We start from the raw sequence: 15,859 nt of genomic DNA, 5'->3' as shown, positions 1-15,859 counted from the left end.
AAGAACATTTTCACCTCTATTTAAAGGAATGTGAGTGGCGTTTTAATCACAGTGACCCAAAGTCGCAATTACTACAATTAAAACAATGGGTTAAACAGGGTTTGAACTAGTTATCTAGGACAGCCCCTTATTTTATTGTTATAGATACCATAGAAGTCAGAGTAACAATATTTATCATTATAGACAATAATTAGACCAACTGCAGATTAACTTATGCCCTTTGTCGCCTACTATATTACTGGCGACAATCTGTATAAATTCTTCGTTATGGCCTGAAATACTTGTAACATCTAAGCATCCCTAAGCGCTATAACTGCACTACCTCATACTGACTAAACTTATCAGTCATCATCAGCCTGCGTCCTAATCGCAGAGTGGTTTGTTTATTACCAATACGCATGACGACTCTATCATCAACTTGAAAGTACGAAGGTGGTACGATTAGCGTGCCAGTCGTCTGTAGCTGTTCATCTTTACCGAGAATAAATGCTGGTACAAAATGATGACTTCGCGTTTTACTGCCTTCCAAACGTAATCCACATGCCACAATTTTATGCCCGAGTATTTGCCATTCCATTTCTGGATTTTTAGTATCGACATTGAACCAGCGTACCACCCCTATTGACCAATTAGGTTGTTCTGTACTTTCAGAGCCATAGACTAAAATTAGACTCATTATGTGTAAGGGCTGCGGTGCTGTTAGAGAAACGTCAGAGTCAGTTTGTTCTACGTTAAGCCCTTCTTTATTGAGAATGTTTTTGTCGGCAACATTCTTACTGAGATCAGCAGCTTTTGGCAATAAATGCAGTGTACGATATGCTGAAGAACTGTCATGGTCGTCAAATTTTTCAATATTTATGACATTACTGCGGCCACGCTCGCTGTCAAATGTATCGTATAAAGGCCTATCTTCTTCTCGTAGATGTTTGATAGCGATTAGATTGGCGAAAGTTTTTGAATGGCCTACATGGTAGTGTATATCATTAAAATTAGTGATTAACTTTGCCTGCTGCTTGCTAGTATATTTGGTTGGTAAGGTAAGTGGTGGCTGCAAATAGCGATAGCTGATGGTCATCGAAATAGCATTAATCAGACTATATTCTACTGTACCACCTTCTTCGATAAAATCTTTTTTACGGGACTCAAAATATTCAACTATCGGTGTCAGTTCTATAAATAGACAATCATGACGATCTTCATATGGGTTGATATGAGAGTTGACGGTTAGATAGCTTGGTGGATTACTACTATGAAGATCAACAAAAACCTTTGTCTCGGTGGCAGGTTCCATTGTCGCGACCATGTGCTTAGCCCATTCAGGCAATAGACGCTGTACCAGTAAGATATTCGGGCGCCTCATAGCACGCAAATTTAACAAGTGATGCAAACAGATTTGGCAATATAGCTGATGGATACTGTGTGTTTGATTCGTGACGGTATGTAGGTTCAAATCAATATCAGTCACTTTTCTCTGATGAGCCAGATAATACAACTGATTGACTTTAGACCACAGGTAAGCTGATGGCTTTCGATAGCACAGTGTTTCTTCTGCTAATAGTTTTTGATACCTTAATAGTGATTGATAAATCGCAATAGCAAGCGTGTTATCAGGTTTAGTCTCAGCACAAAAAAAACGCTGCCAACCTTTACCAGAAAATTGGTTTAAGGAGGCTTGTGACAACTGCGTCTCACGACGTATGACTTTGTCATAAACCATAATAATTAAATAATGTAGCGATTGCATTTGAGCGATATAAGACATCTGATCCTGACTAAACGCGCCTGTCTCATAGATATAGTGCTGCCTAAAAGCTGCAATCAGTCGGTCTGAGGCATCAACGACTGTTGCCATTAATTTAAGACGCTGTTGTTCATCCATATTGGATTCACGTAATACTGTCAGTAGACTCTCTAAATGTTCTGTTTGCTGCTCTTGGCTGAGCGTAGGTAGCGTTGCCAACATTTTTAACAAGTAACGCTCTTGACCATTTACTGAGCGATTAGATAGCGGAGGTAATGGCTCTGTAGAATCTAAATGCTCTTGAAACATTGATAACGTTATCATCAGTATCTTTACTCTCTATTAGTCACTCTGAGGCAATCAGTAATATGCAGCAGTACAAATACCTGTATGGCATAAAAAATGTTTGTGAAGCTCGACTATAGAAAAGTGATGATATCTATTTATTGTGAGCCCAAATCTAGCAGGACGTTCTGACAATACCTACATACTGGCAGAGTCTTGTAACTAGCGTTATATACTTTTTAATTAGCTGGTATATTGACAATCTATATTCTGCTCCAATCATATATCTATTTGTACTTATAGAAAAGTATAAATACTAGATTTTAGTTTTTAAAGATACTATCCGCATCTTTTTTAAAAGCCGCTCTTTGTTTACTAATTATCTTAAATTGACATAGTGCCCTACATTAGCTATTGCTGTAAATATCAATCGGTACTTTAAAAGGTCTACTCGGTAACTCTCTGACCAACTTAGGAACAAGATAACCTGGCAATGATGCTAACAATGACCAATAAAGCTCAATCGCTGCTTGCTCACTACTATCAAAATGCGCCGCACCAACCACCTTGTCCAACACATGTAAATAATATGGTAGCACGCCACAAGCAAACAAACGCTGACTAAGCTTCACTTGCCCGTCAAGAGTATCGTTGACACCTTTTAACAACACGGCTTGGTTTAATAGCGTGACTCCAGCAGCTCTAGCACGTTGTAAATACTCAGCGGTTGGTCCATCTATCTCATTGGCATGATTACAGTGAATGACCATGACAATATGGCAGCGACTTTGAGATAACCTCTCTAGCAATGCAGCGTCCAAGCGTGCGGGTATCACCAATGGCAAACGCGTATGCAGCCGAATGGTAGTAATCTGCGGAAGAGACTCCAAAGTATCTAACCATAAAAACAATCGTCTATTAGTCACATTTAGTGGATCACCACCACTCAAAATTACCTCATTTACCTCAGGATTTGCATTAATATAGTTGATGATATTTTCTTTTGCATCAGCAGTCGGCATATTGGCACTATAGTCAAAATGCTGGCGAAAGCAGTAACGGCAGTGAATAGCGCACGCACCCGTAATCGTTAACAACACTCTTGATTGATACTTATGGAGCAAACCTTTTACAGGATTTTGAGTGTTTTCGCTTAGCGGATCTGCTACGTAGCCTGTGACGTTAATCTGCTCTTGCTGATCTGGCAACACTTGTTTAAGCAGAGGATCATTACGGTCGCCAATAGCCATTTTTGCCACAAAGCCACGCGGCACACGCAGTTCAAAATGCTTAGGTACGTAAACTTCTGCACGCATTGATTCAAGCTTTAGGATACTCAATAGCTCATCAACAGATGTAATAGCTTCCGATAATTGCGTTTGCCAGTTTTTTTGTGTGATTAAATGGTTTATCATGACAGCCTATTACCTGTGCCCAAAATCCGATATTATACGCCCTTAGTGTCTAGCCTATCAAAGTATCCTCGTTAATCCGTAAATACTTGGCATAACAGAAAATTTTGGTACAGTCAGCCCTATGTCTTACTATTATATTTACAACCCCTAGGAGTTTCTTGTGGCAAGTTTTTCTACTAATGAATTTAAAGCTGGTCTAAAAGTGATGCTTGATGGCAACCCTTGTGCCATTCTTGAAAACGAGTTTGTCAAGCCTGGTAAAGGTCAAGCCTTTAACCGTGTTAAGTTGCGCAATCTTCGTAGTGGCAAAGTACTGGAACAAACTTTCAAATCAGGTGACAGCTTAGAAGCTGCTGATGTGATGGATACTGAAATGAACTATCTATACAACGATGGCGAGTTTTGGCATTTTATGCATCCTGAGAGCTTTGAGCAGATTCAAGCGGACAAAAACGCAATGAGTGACTCAATCAAGTGGTTAAAAGAAAACAGCAATGCTCTATGTACCATTACGTTGTTTAATGGTGCTCCTCTGTCAGTCACGCCGCCTAACTTCGTTGAGTTAGAAATCACAGAAACAGATCCTGGCGTACGCGGTGATACTTCAGGCGGTGGTGGCAAACCTGCTAAATTAGAGACAGGTGCCGTTGTACGTGTACCATTATTTGTGCAACAAGGTGAAGTGGTACGTGTCGATACGCGTACTGGCGACTACCAAACTCGCGTGAACTAATATCGCTCTAAACATGACTGGTAGTTGATATTTACTGATACCTCTATCATCAATAAAAAAGCTTAACCACCATATAGACGGTTAAGCTTTTTTTGTATTTGTTAATCATAGTTACATTAAAATACTAATCAATGGCGCTAATACTAATATCTAGCAAATCACTCTTCTTCCAATGATTGCTTCTGTATCAGCCAATACTGTACTAAGGCATTCAACTGCTCTTGCTTAAAAGGTTTGGTGCAATAATCCTGCATACCAACTTTCAGATATTTTTCACGCTCGCCGTCCATTGCATTGGCAGTCAGGGCAATAATAGGCGGCAACGCTTGAGGATCATATAGTTCATGCAATTTAATAGTTGCCTGTACACCGTCCATAATCGGCATATGATGATCCATCAATATCACATCATAACGGTCAGGGAATAAAGCAAAAGCCTCAATTGCTTGCTGGCCATCTGTAACATGAGTGACGGTATGACCACTACTGGTTAATGATTTTTTGGCTATGATCGCATTGACAGCATCATCTTCGACCAACAAGATATGGCCAGACCGCTCATGCGTAGGTTCAATCATGGTCGTGTCATTGGAGTCTTGCCATGTCTCATACTTGTTTTCATCAATAGTAGTTAACGGTAATAAGACACTAAATGTCGTACCAACCCCTACTTCACTATTTACATGAATGTGACCACCCATCAAATCGACTAAAGACTTACAAACAGACAGTCCAAGTCCAGTACCACCATAAATACGATGGGTAAACTTATTTGCTTGGTCATAAGCGTCAAATATCGCCTCTAACGACTCTTCTTTGATACCAACACCCGTATCTTTCACTTCTATGCACAAAGTCATGTTCTGACCAGTTTTATCGCCTTCTGTTTTGCTGACTGCTTTTTGTTTACTCGTACTCACAAATTTCTCATCGATGTTATCTGGGCAATAGCAGTTGTCCATATGTTTAACATCGATACTTACTTGCCCACCTTCACGCGTGAACTTAATCGCGTTATTGACCAAGTTTGCAATGATCTGCTTTAGACGTACAGGATCGCCGTTTACGTAGGGTGATAGCGTTTCAGTATAATGATAATCTAAGGTTACGCCTCTTTGACGTGCCTTTATAGCAAATAAACTGACGACCTCATTACATAAACTAGATAAATTCAATGGAATAGAATCAATCGTCATTTTTCCAGACTCAACTTTCGATAAGTCCAAAATACCATTAATAATGACCATTAAATGCTCATTAGATACTTTGATGTTATCAACATATTCTCGCTGTTCATCAGTAAGTTCGGTATCGCCTAACATTTCTACCATACCGATAATACCATTCATCGGTGTACGAATCTCATGACTCATATTGGCCAAAAAGCTCGATTTCATCTCATTAGCACGCTTAGCATCACGTTGTTTATCTTGTAATTTCAGCGCATCTGCGGCCATCATTGCAAACTGCGCCAATATCTTTTCTTGTTGACTGCTAAAACTCTGATGTGGCTCAGTATCCATAAGACATAAGGTGCCTAGACGGTACCGTTTGTTGTCTTCAGTCAAGATAATAGGTGCACCAACATAAAATCGTAAATACGGAGAACCTGTGACCATTGGGCTTTGGCTAAAACGACTATCCTTAAAGGTGTCTAACACTATTAGTACATCATCAGACAGTATTGTATAATTACAAAAAGCAGTGTTACGTGGTCCTTTGCTGACAGCCTCATCTTGACTATCGAATTTACAGGCTGGCTTTAAATATTGGGTTTCCTCATCCATAAAAGTGATCGTGACTACAGGCACATCAAAAAACAGCTTTACGAGTGCAACAAGCCGCTCAAACGCAGGCTCCTCATCTTCATTAAGTACCTGATACTTTCTTAGCTTATTGATACGCTCTATTTCATCTACCGCGACAGGGTAGCTCTGCTGAGGTGAGTTAGATATAGACAAGGTAAACTCCATTAAATAATATCAGACGTATTAGTTACGACTCGTCTGTCTTATCAATAATTGTAATGCTTCACTCACCATAATCATCGCCACCACTGACGTAACGACCACTGCTGAGCCATAACCACCGCACTGCAGACCGCCTGTTTGACAGCTTTTATCTACAATCGGTGGCTCTGTCGAATAGACACATTTGATACCAAATTTTTCTTTTAAAGCAGTATTGATACCTTTCTCATGGCGTAACTTGTTGCGTAACTTTGCTAGTAGCGGGTCTTGATAACAGTCACGCAAATCACTTACTCTAATCTGACTTGGATCTATCTTACCACCTGCACCGCCCGCACAGACCAACTTTAGTTTATTAAAACGACAGTGTAAAGCAATTGCTAATTTAGCATTCATATCGTCTACACAATCTAAAATAACAAACGGTCTACCCTGAGCAGTGGCAGATCTGACTGCTTCACGACTTGGTAGGAGTGTGGTGACGTTATCTACTGTCAAAAAGTCATCGACTAAATTCAACGTTACTGTGGGATTAATTTCTCTAATACGAGTTGCCATTGCTTCAATTTTACTTTGTCCAAACGTGCTGTCTAGTGCAGGCAGTTGGCGATTGACATTAGACGCAACCAATACATCCAAATCAATCAACGTAATCGTTCCCACCGCTGTCCGAGCCAACGCCTCCGCTGCCCAAGAGCCAACCCCTCCTACACCAATAATATAGACATGAGCTGCCGAAAAAGTATCAACCGCAGAGGTACCATATAGTGTCCGTGTACCTTGAAAACGACGATCGTACTGCTCATCTTGTTGGCGCGATTCGTCTTGTGCAAGACTGTCTTCGACGGATTTTGGTTGTTCAAATTGTCGCGTTTCACTCATAACAGATCAAATTCTCTTTTCAAACATTTTGGTTGACATTTATTTGGCTAGTACTTTTTAGCTTCTAATTACCGCTATGCTTTTCTTATAAGTAGCACAGTTACATTGAATGAGCCCAGTCTACTTTCATAGCATCACAGCTATTTTGCCACAATTGCTTAGCAAGTTTATCATGCGGTATTTCTAATAGCTCACTCAAGCTTGCCAATACCCATGGCAGATTGGCTGGTACATTTCTATTATGTGAATCAGTATCATCCGTTATCTGACACATAATAGGTGTCATATCTGGACAATCCGTTTCAACAACCAAGCATTCGATGCCATGACTCTCAACTGCTACTTGAATAGCACGGCGCAGTTTTTTGGCATTCGGATTGGTAATCTGACCCGTAACACCCAGCTTAAACCCCAATTTTACAAAAGCCTTGGCTTCTTGTTCACCACCACTAAAGCTATGGGCAATACCGCCTAATTTATGAGCATCGTATTTATGCGCTTTTAATATTGCGAGCGCTTCAGCATGTGCCTTACGAATATGCAGCATCACTGGCAGACTATGAGCCACTGCTATATCCAACTGCGCCGCAAAGAACCTTTTTTGTTTAGCAAATACATCAGGCTGCTTCATTGCATCGGTAAAGGTATCTAACCCAATCTCACCAATGGCCAATGGAAGTTGCTCCATCACTATTTGCTCAAGTTGTATTAGATGATCATCGGTATGCTGCTCAATATAAAAAGGATGTAAACCTAGCGCGATATGGGCTGCAACATCGCACTTATTTTTACTATTCACCTTTGTCACAGACGACTGTGACAGTTCATTGATGAAATCTTGAGTATCGTACATTCGATCAAAATACTGATATAGATAACCTACTAGCACTAAGTGACGGACACCTTGACTATAAGCCTGCTCTACCTGTTGTCTGCGATCATTGTCGAACACTGGAGCATCAAAATGTGTATGCGTATCTATAAGAGGATAGACATTTTTTAAAACTTCTCTAGCATCTGTTCTCTCAGCAATGGTCACTGATTCGTTGCCACACATTAATAAACTCCACAACTGACTTTTAAACACATAGAATTAAATGATAGATTGCTATAGACGCATTTTTAATCTTCTACTTTTTAATTACTAGCTTCTATTTACTAATTGCATTCTCACGAGCATCATTAATACTGCTCTCAGATACGGTATCATGGTTACTTACTATCTTCGTACTGTCCTTTCGACTACTGCGCCTAGGGATGAGCAATAGCGCAGTTGCAGCCACACTCAGTAAAAACCACTTTTTTGTATTCTTATAATCTGTCATCTTAGTTTCTGATTTACTATAGTGAAAAATATGATACGTAACTCATTATTCTATTAGTAACCAATATACTTAAATATAAAAGCGGCTATGTTTATCTGTGTTATGAATACGCAAGCTAATGTACGATGTAACTATCGTCTATCACATCGTACATTAATTTATGTCAGTTAAATCATATTAACCATTATATATACGGCTAATATTTTAACGATTGAGAGGATAAGTCGTGATACCACTATTAGGACTATCTACTCTCGTAAAACCTTGCGAGGTAGATTTCGGCGCTTGATCACGTTTAGGGATAAGGGGATTAAGCGGCATAAGTTCGTAATCTGCACTGACATTACCATTCCAACCTTCAGTGCCGCTCAATGGTAATTGCTTAATTGTACCGTTTTTATCAATGACCAACTGCAACACTCGCATTTGATTGAATTTGCGTTCAGTTACACTCGCTACCGCGCCGCCATCACGTAAAATAGTCGGCTGTAAAAAGATAATCAAATTGCTCTTTTGGGTGCTATCGTTGTCAGAACGAAAGAGTCTACCGATAACAGGAACATTGCCCAGTCCAGGAACCTTCTGTTGACGTGTGGTGGTGTTGTCACGCATCAGGCCGCCCAAGGCAATCGTCTGCTGATCATCCGCTAGAATAGTCGTATTAATAAGGCTTTTATTGGTAATCAAACCACTGGCATTACCCGTACTACCTGGTACGACTGACGAGACTTCTTGCGATACCTCTAATCGTACGGTGCCATTGTCACCGATATGAGGAATGACATTCAGATTAATACCAATGTCTTGACGATCAATTGTCTGAAATGGGTTGTTTGAATTATTACCACTGGTGGTAAAAGACCCCGTGACAAAAGGTACGTTTTGACCAACCAAGATACTGGCTTTTTCATTATCCAATGTCAAAATCGATGGCATGGACAGCAAGTTGGCGCTGGTAGATGAGTCAAGCGCCTGTAAAATAGCGCCATAAAACTCTGTATTGCCCTGACTGTCTTTACGACTGTCTCCAATACCTATCAATGCACCAGCAATAGAGCTGGCAGCAGCGCTAATACCTGCCGTACTTGTCCCTGCTAAGGCCGCCGCCGCAAGTGTCGTAGCGCTGGCCCCCACATTGTTAAAGTTGACTACTCCATAGCCATTGTTGGCATTACCTAGCGCCCATTGAACACCTAGCTGGGTGGCATCATCGCCTGACACTTCAACAATAGCCGCTTGAATTAATACTTGTGCGCGGCGACTGTCTAATTGGTTGACTGCATCTTCAATCTCGAACATTAGCTCAGGTGCGGCGTTGACAATAACGGCGTTTTGAGTTTCATCAGCGATAATACTAAACGGACGACCGCCTACTCCTGTGCTTGTTCCACTTGTGCTGCTAGTCGAAACAGCAGCCGCACTACTACCAAGGTTATCGCTGGCTGCATTATTAATTGCGGCGCCTGTGCTGCTTGCATCATTTAGTGAGGCTGATTCTAGTGTCGAGGTCGCACCAGCACTGTTGATAGATTGATTAGCAAGTAAGCCGCGCAACATATCGGCGATATGACCAGCACTAGCGTACTTTAATCGAAAAACACGTAGACCACTTAAACGTCTGGTCGGCGTAGTATCCAATTGATTGACCATTTCTTGGACTTTAGCAATCATTTCAGGACTACCTTTGACTAGCAGTCTATCGCTCGACGTATCAGCAATCACCTTTAGCTGATTGTTGCCACCTTGTGCTTGTCCACTACCGGCACTTGAGACTAAGGCGCTAATCAACTCCATCATACGTTCGGCATCGACGTGGCGTAGTGGTATCACTTGCAAACTGTCATTTACATTGCTGTCTAAATCACGGATAAGGGCTGTCAGTTGATTAAGGCTGTCTGCTCGATCGGACAATACTAGCGCATTGACACCAGGTACAGCGGCCGCGTGAGCCGACTGCGGCATCAATGGGCGAATAACCCCTAATACTTCTGCAGCTTGGGTGTTGGTCAAATAAATAACTCGAGTAGCGAGCGACTCGCCAACACTATCACCGCGTAAATCAACTGCCACGCCAGATTGCTTAGCAATATTATCTGGCACCAGTTTTGTCGTCGTTCCCGATTCAATCGCGGCAATACCATTCACTTGCATCACGCTCAGAAATAGCTGATAGATCTCATCACGGGACAAGGCTTTGTTAGAGATGACTGTGACATTACCATTGATACGTGGATCAAGTACAAAGTTTTGATCTGTAATGGTCGCGACCTCATTGATAAATGCTTTGATATCAGCGTCTTGCAAATTGACTTTCCAGCTCTCAGCATTGGCAAGACCAACACCAGCAGCCCATAATGGCATTGCCAGACAAAGTGGACGACACAGGCGCATCAAACGCTGCAGGCTACAGTACAAAGGCGTGGCTGAAAAATTCTGAAAACTTACCATATTGATGATTACCTACAGTGATATTGCTTACTATGTGCTGAATTTTTAAGGAGCAATTTTGTTAAAAACCTACCTTGCTAGAACTGCTGGCGAATCGTAATAACTTGCTCACCGCGTTGAACCTCTATCTGCGCTTCACCTGCTTGCTGTACTTGCTGAAGTACACCAGCATCTTGCGCAGGGTTATTACCTACACTTTGTCCGTTGACGGTCAGTACCTTATCGCCTGGCTCTAGCCCTAAACGATTACGTAGGCCAGCAGGCATCGCCGCTGTGACTTGATAGCTTTCACCTGATGCCATCACCCCCATCCTACTTAGATAACTGGCAGGGTTTTCTTGCAAGGCCGTAACCGCTTCTTCGATAGCCGACTGTGGACTTTTTGAAGTGTCTGCGCCAGTTGTCCCCTCTGCCTCAGGAACAGCGCTTTGTACTGGCTGGGGCGCTGTAGGCAACATGCTATTGTTTGGCAAACGCTGGTTACTTATTCCGCTTGCTAGCATATCACTTTGGTCTAATGGCATCGCCTCTGGCATTTTAATGACGGTTTCTTTATCGTTAACATCAGCGATAATGACTGAATTCCAGTCAACAGCCACGAGCGTATAATCGCTGTCCTTTAGCCCATCACCGATGCGGTAATTTTTGACTTCGCCATTGACATTCAATAAGGCGGAAGACATGCTCTCAGGTATGGCTAGTAGTACGCCTTTGAGCTCAATATTGGGAGGTGGTTGCACGGCTGCGGTAACAGGATCGGGATCAGCAAAGATTGCAAACAAGCCACTATAATCATTGGTGGATTTCGCACTATTCTGTAGAGTTGCTAAAGGCAATGCAGGTGCTAAAGGCGCTGCTAGCAATAGCCATAAAAGGCGGGCGGCTGTCCAGCATAGCCAAGCAATGGCTAACAATAATAGCCAACCTGAAAAGCGATTGAGAGTATTGATAACAGGTTTTAGGCTTGTAGTGATATTAAGCATTTAGTTCGCCCCCAGACCAGTTAGCAGTGGCTGGCGCACACTGACAACTGGTGTATCTTGAGGGGCTTGTCCTTTGTACTCAGGCATATTCTCTAACAAGCGCTGCGTCAAACTGACATCAAGCATATTATCGCTGTCGAGATACAGATCTCCCAAACGCTTATCTTGATTGTTCAGTAAATTAATATGCAGCAAATCTCTATTGTTTTTTTGCTCTGTACTAAGCTCGGCTCTTAGAGCAGGCATCGTAATATAAAAAACTTTGCCACCACTAGGATAGCCTACCTCACCGCCAACCCAAGTCAATTGACCATCCGCTGCACTAAATCCGCCAGCGTCTTTAGCAGGCTCACTACTAGATGCGTCACTTTTATCAGACTGGCGTGTTAGCGATACATTATTTACCTGAATAGGGGTATTTGGCAGCTGCCAGTTGACCATCCCCGCTAACGTCTCAGGTACAATTTTCCCACTCATGTTGTCAACTTGCCATGAGTTTAACCCAAGTTTAACTTGCCCATTCAGACGTGTCTGTGATGAGTGAATATTGACGTCCGCACCTAGCTTACCTATGAGTAACTGCCAAGGCTGCCATGACCATTCTGCCATACCTGTAAGCGACGTCGATGACATAGGCAACTGCCAAATAGCAGCGCCTTGCCATACATTGCCGGATACATGCTGGACATAAGGCGTATCTGGCGCGTATTTCTCAAGTAACCATGCTGCTGGCATTTGCAAAACGGCAAATAGCGCAAACAACACAAACCCAACCAGCCACCAGAGCTTACGAGGACGTTTATGAGAAAACTCAGATACTTGGGCCACAGTCGTACAACTCTTATATAAGACAAAAACGTCATTATCATAACAAACAATGGCATATAGATGACAGAAAAAAAGCCAGTATCTTTACTGCCATTATTTTGGCAAAAAGATACTGGCTTTTATTTTCCAGAAAACAGCTATAGCTATCGCTAAATGGTTGTAAATACTCCATTATAAATAGCAACTTCAAACTGGTTCACAGAAAGGCATTTTATAAGAAAACAGCTAATTAAATAGCAAAATCTTCGATATCACGACCTGCTGCTAGCGCTTCAACCAACCATGTTGGCTTACGGCCACGGCCAGTCCAAGTTTCACTATGGTCATCAGTATTACGATATTTAATACTGCGTTTTTTCTCTAATTTTTCACCAGCTTTCAGTATCTCTTCAATCGTTGCATTGCTATCTTCTGCAATCTGCTCGAACTGCATATAGGCATCATACAAACGTTGATGTTGTTTTTTGGCGATAAGTTGTTGAGCGTTTTCAGTGATAGCACGTAACTCATCTACGTTCAAATTTTCTAAATCAATTGCGTTATTTTTGCTCATAATAAATCCAACTATAAAATAAGAGTTTGGCCTCTATTGAGGTATTGTTTTTTGTGAAAATATGCGGAGAACAGATCGTTCATTGGCCATTAAATCTATGTATAAAATATAATTAATTCTAAAGAGTATTTAATTTCTAATAACAACTCGAACAATCTATTATAAATAGAAGATACATAGCAACAGATGATCATTGTATCCATTTTAAATAAAATTAGTTTTAGATAAATCTAAACACACAAGTCATCATCCTTTATATATTGCTATTATAGCTTTGAAAGCATTTTCTAATGATAAAAAAAATTCTAGTGCTTTAACTACTGCTAGAATTTCACAATAATATTTCGACAAAAATCTACTGTTAAAATAATAGAGTAGTAAGTCAATACACTATACTCTCAAGTACTGCTAATCTTGGAGATAGTTTTGCATTAGCTCTGTAACTTGCTATGTCATTCCTATGGTACTTTCTGAAAAAGGTAACCATTTCATATAAAGATCTATTATCCAAATAGCTTTCGATTTATTAATAAGAAACAAGTAAAACTTTGGTCATTATCATCGAAATTTATTTTATTTAGAGACGATCAATATATATTAACTATACGCCATATAAAGTTAGTATAGCAATTTTTAAAACCAAACGTCACTAATCATAATTATTTTTTGGTACAAACGGTCAATATAGAGTATAGAAGGTAGTAGGCATACTAGCTAATGTGAAAACCAATAGTATTAAACCAATGCCAAATAAACTTAAGTTTAATCGTTTAGGTATTAAGAGCATATTAAATAAATTAAAAATTATTCAATAAAAAATTAGTTTAGCTACGTTAAAAAGTATCAACTGAATTATATTTTTGGATATAGTTAATCCTCTATAAAAGAGCTACAGCGTTAACCTCGCTTGAAGTATCACAGTTACATCTGCACTCAGTTGCCTTATATCTCTTTTAAACTGAATCAACTATAGCAAGCATTAAAAAAGCCCTGCAGTTGCAGGGCTTTTTTACATTAAAGTCTAAGGTATTCCTCAGAACGGAATATCATCATCTACAGGGCCGTCTGGCATTGCTGTAGGCTTAGATTGTGCAGGTTTCTGTGCTGGCTGATTGAACTGGTTTTGCTGAGCAGGCGCTTGATTGTTAAAACTGTTCTGACCACCTTGAGCCGCTGGTTGGTTATAGCCGCCTTGATGTGCCATCTGGTTATTTGCTTGCTGACCAAAGTTATTCTGGTTGTTTTGGCCACCTTGATTATTATAGCCGCCACTCTGACCTTGGTTCTGACCACCAAAGCTATCTCCACCCTGACCGCCGCCAGTTTGACCATCGAGCATCTGCATTTGTTCAGCACGAATCTCAGTAATATAACGGTCTTGACCACTTTGGTCTTGGTATTTACGTGTGCGCAAACTACCTTCGATATAGACTTTGCTGCCTTTACGCAGGTATTGCGCTGCGATTTCACCTAGACGGTTAAAAAGTGCGATACGATGCCACTCTGTCGCTTCTCTTTTTTCGCCGCTTTGTTTGTCTGTCCACTGCTCTGATGTCGCAACCGAGATATTGGTTACGCTACCGCCATTGCTGAATTGGCGTGCCTCAGGATCTGCTCCGAGGTTACCGATGATGATAACTTTATTGACTCCGCGCATGATACCGTCCTTTTACTTATGAATAATTTAATAAACTGTTTTAATCGTTATCTGATAGCATCATTTGATACTATCAATTATATAATTTTACTTTAACCAATTTTTATCGAAATATCTATAGGCTACTTATGGTGCACGTCAGTCTATGTCGCTTAGATACTCTATCTTGATATACTAGTCGATATTGTAGAGTCCAATAAATAACAGGTAATAGATAAATATGCTGCTATTTTGCCATTTTAAGACTCTGAAGAACACCTTTCACCTTTATCGATATTGCATAGCACCTTACTTATTATCAAATGATTTAGAGATTTCTAGTTAGCATCAGAAGGCTTGCGATGCATGCTCAATGTCACGCTACCCAGCTCTACACCAAATTTTTTCATCACTGAGCGATTGAGCATGACATCCTCATTGATAAGATACATCCAATCATCGAACGTTACTTTATAGGTTTTGTCCTCGACAAGTAACTCTAATAAGTAATTCCAGTGCAACGTATTGCCAACCACTTTCCCTGTTGCCTCGCCAATGACATCACCTGCCACACCTTTCCAGCTGCCATCTGTCTGCTCAGTCAGACGCCATATGCGCTGCGATTTTGTGCCATCTGCCCACGAGAACTTCTCGTTTAGGACAATGACATCATCTCCCTCATGGGTTGCATCAATATCGACATAAAAGCGCTTTTTGACCTCACCATTTCGACCTTGGAACATACCCCAACCATCGATTTGACCCGAAAAAAACTCGTGCATGTCGAGTGTTGGGGTGGTGCTCTGATAGGCCTGAATATTTTGCGTAGCACAACCAGAAGTCAATAGCATGGCTGATAAACCAAGACCTACTGTTAACTTAGCTATTGAGCGATGCGCCTTCTTTTTACCCTCGATGACACTACCATACAACATCTTAAATTTACTCATATTAATTCCTTTTAAATAGAGATAAATAGTTAGTTTCCACTGATTGATATTGGTCGTTTATGAGATTGCTGTCTGTGCAATTTTTGCTATTTGGCTTTGTTTCTATATAA

13 protein-coding genes and 1 pseudogene are annotated in these 15,859 nt (G+C 40.8%); 2 read left to right on the top strand and 12 right to left on the bottom strand.

Annotated elements, in window-relative coordinates; translation table 11 throughout:
* Window positions 1-110: pseudogene (locus QL898_RS07825) on the top strand (IS1595 family transposase); the annotation flags it as partial.
* A gap of 197 nt (window positions 111-307) precedes the next feature.
* On the opposite strand, the gene QL898_RS07820 reads toward QL898_RS07825, so the two are convergent.
* A complete protein-coding gene (locus tag QL898_RS07820; RefSeq protein ID WP_290176399.1) occupies window positions 308-2,065 on the bottom strand; it encodes a hypothetical protein in 1,758 nt (585 codons plus the stop codon).
* 368 nt (window positions 2,066-2,433) lie between these two features.
* Window positions 2,434-3,441: an EF-P beta-lysylation protein EpmB gene (epmB, locus tag QL898_RS07815; RefSeq protein ID WP_290176398.1), complete on the bottom strand. Its 1,008-nt coding sequence runs from the start codon at window positions 3,439-3,441 to the stop codon at window positions 2,434-2,436.
* A 160-nt stretch (window positions 3,442-3,601) separates the two neighbouring features.
* Here epmB and efp point away from each other — a divergent pair, with 160 nt between their 5' ends.
* On the top strand, window positions 3,602-4,174 hold the full coding sequence (efp, locus tag QL898_RS07810; protein ID WP_057761310.1) for an elongation factor P: 573 nt from the start codon (window positions 3,602-3,604) through the stop codon (window positions 4,172-4,174).
* A gap of 158 nt (window positions 4,175-4,332) precedes the next feature.
* On the opposite strand, the gene QL898_RS07805 is transcribed toward efp, so the two are convergent.
* The 10 genes from QL898_RS07805 to QL898_RS07760 all read right to left on the bottom strand — a co-directional run bounded on the left by QL898_RS07805 (window position 4,333) and on the right by QL898_RS07760 (window position 15,749).
* Entirely contained in the window at window positions 4,333-6,135 is a 1,803-nt protein-coding gene (locus QL898_RS07805; RefSeq protein WP_290176397.1) for a GAF domain-containing hybrid sensor histidine kinase/response regulator, read from the bottom strand.
* Window positions 6,136-6,165: 30 nt separating this feature from the next.
* Window positions 6,166-7,026, bottom strand: a complete 861-nt coding sequence (locus QL898_RS07800) for a tRNA threonylcarbamoyladenosine dehydratase (RefSeq protein WP_290176396.1) — start codon at window positions 7,024-7,026, stop codon at window positions 6,166-6,168.
* Window positions 7,027-7,126: 100 nt separating this feature from the next.
* On the bottom strand, window positions 7,127-8,083 hold the full coding sequence (locus QL898_RS07795) for a TatD family hydrolase (RefSeq protein WP_201548155.1): 957 nt from the start codon (window positions 8,081-8,083) through the stop codon (window positions 7,127-7,129).
* Window positions 8,084-8,177: 94 nt separating this feature from the next.
* Entirely contained in the window at window positions 8,178-8,351 is a 174-nt protein-coding gene (locus QL898_RS07790; RefSeq protein WP_201548154.1) for a hypothetical protein, read from the bottom strand.
* A 204-nt stretch (window positions 8,352-8,555) separates the two neighbouring features.
* A complete protein-coding gene (gspD, locus tag QL898_RS07785; RefSeq protein WP_290176395.1) occupies window positions 8,556-10,799 on the bottom strand; it encodes a type II secretion system secretin GspD in 2,244 nt (747 codons plus the stop codon).
* Window positions 10,800-10,876: 77 nt separating this feature from the next.
* Window positions 10,877-11,782 (bottom strand): type II secretion system protein N, encoded by a 906-nt coding sequence (locus QL898_RS07780; RefSeq protein WP_290176394.1) that lies wholly within the window; start codon window positions 11,780-11,782, stop codon window positions 10,877-10,879.
* A complete protein-coding gene (gene gspN / locus QL898_RS07775) occupies window positions 11,783-12,610 on the bottom strand; it encodes a type II secretion system protein N (protein ID WP_290176393.1) in 828 nt (275 codons plus the stop codon). It lies immediately after the preceding gene.
* Window positions 12,611-12,839: 229 nt separating this feature from the next.
* Window positions 12,840-13,163 carry an H-NS histone family protein gene (locus QL898_RS07770; protein WP_101204384.1) on the bottom strand — a complete coding sequence of 108 codons (324 nt, stop codon included), beginning with the start codon at window positions 13,161-13,163 and terminating at the stop codon, window positions 12,840-12,842.
* A 1,033-nt stretch (window positions 13,164-14,196) separates the two neighbouring features.
* A complete protein-coding gene (gene ssb, locus QL898_RS07765) occupies window positions 14,197-14,820 on the bottom strand; it encodes a single-stranded DNA-binding protein (RefSeq protein ID WP_101204383.1) in 624 nt (207 codons plus the stop codon).
* A gap of 317 nt (window positions 14,821-15,137) precedes the next feature.
* On the bottom strand, window positions 15,138-15,749 hold the full coding sequence (locus QL898_RS07760) for a DUF3833 domain-containing protein (RefSeq protein WP_160022260.1): 612 nt from the start codon (window positions 15,747-15,749) through the stop codon (window positions 15,138-15,140).
* Window positions 15,750-15,859 lie beyond the last annotated feature (110 nt).

The organism is Psychrobacter sp. APC 3279, assembly GCF_030407795.1.
Lineage (GTDB): Bacteria > Pseudomonadota > Gammaproteobacteria > Pseudomonadales > Moraxellaceae > Psychrobacter.
The sequence above is the reverse complement of the archived record's forward strand: the minus strand, read 5'-3'. Positions and strand labels throughout refer to the sequence as shown.